This window comes from Brevundimonas sp. (genome assembly GCF_036963785.1).
Lineage (GTDB): Bacteria > Pseudomonadota > Alphaproteobacteria > Caulobacterales > Caulobacteraceae > Brevundimonas.
Window position 1 is genome coordinate 1 of sequence record NZ_JBALUS010000016.1, and the last position, 823, is coordinate 823.

Sequence of the window (823 nt, forward strand, 5' to 3'; positions counted from 1 at the left end):
GCGCCACGGCATCCGGCACGACAGGTCCCTCATAGGGACATTGCACCACACATGAGACATAGCCCCTTATCGGGATTCGTGCTGCCTTGGCCGCTTCGGCGACGGGCTGAAAACGCATCAGGCTTTCCGCTATGCTGCAGTTGATGTTCTTCTTACTGAAGCTTTCGGAGGCAGAAGCAAAGACTGCCACCTCATCGGCACGAGCGGCAACGGCCGCTTCGCATCCCTTGAGATTGGGGGCCAGAACTGAATAGATCACTCCAGCGCGGCGTTCTATGCCAGCCATGACCTCAGCGGCATCCGCCATCTGCGGTACCCAACGCGGCGACACAAAGCTTGTCGCCTCAATGCGCTTGAAACCGCATCCGCTCAACATGTCGATGAGGGCGATCTTGGACCTCGTGTCGACGAAACCCGGTTCGTTCTGCAGGCCGTCGCGGGGACCGACCTCGACGATCGTGACCTTCATATTGTCCAATCCAGACGCACTCACCGCATGAGCTCCGGCAGCCAGGTGATCAGATCCGGCAGGGCGACGCACACAAGCAGGCCAACGATCTGCAGCAGGAAGAACGGCAGGATGCCGCGATAGACCGTTCCCATGCTGATGTCCTTGGGCAGTGTCCCTTTGATGTAGAACAGAGTGTAACCGAAGGGCGGGCTGATATAGCCCATCTGAATGGTCAGCGCGAAGAGGACACCAAACCAGATCTGGTCGAAGCCGTAGAATTGGACCACCGGCAGGAAGACCGGCACGGTGAGCAAAATGATGCCGATCTCATCGAGCACGGTTCCCAGAAAAATCAGGATCAGCATCATCAGG

General features: G+C 58.0%; 2 protein-coding genes. Both read right to left on the reverse strand.

The window, feature by feature from the left end; genetic code table 11:
- On the reverse strand, positions 1–469 hold a 469-nt coding region (locus tag V7672_RS15230; RefSeq protein ID WP_335625414.1), incomplete at its 3' end, for a hydroxymethylglutaryl-CoA lyase.
- Positions 470–489: 20 nt separating this feature from the next.
- Positions 490–823 (reverse strand): TRAP transporter large permease subunit (locus V7672_RS15235; RefSeq protein ID WP_335625415.1); only part of this gene is annotated, 334 nt, incomplete at its 5' end.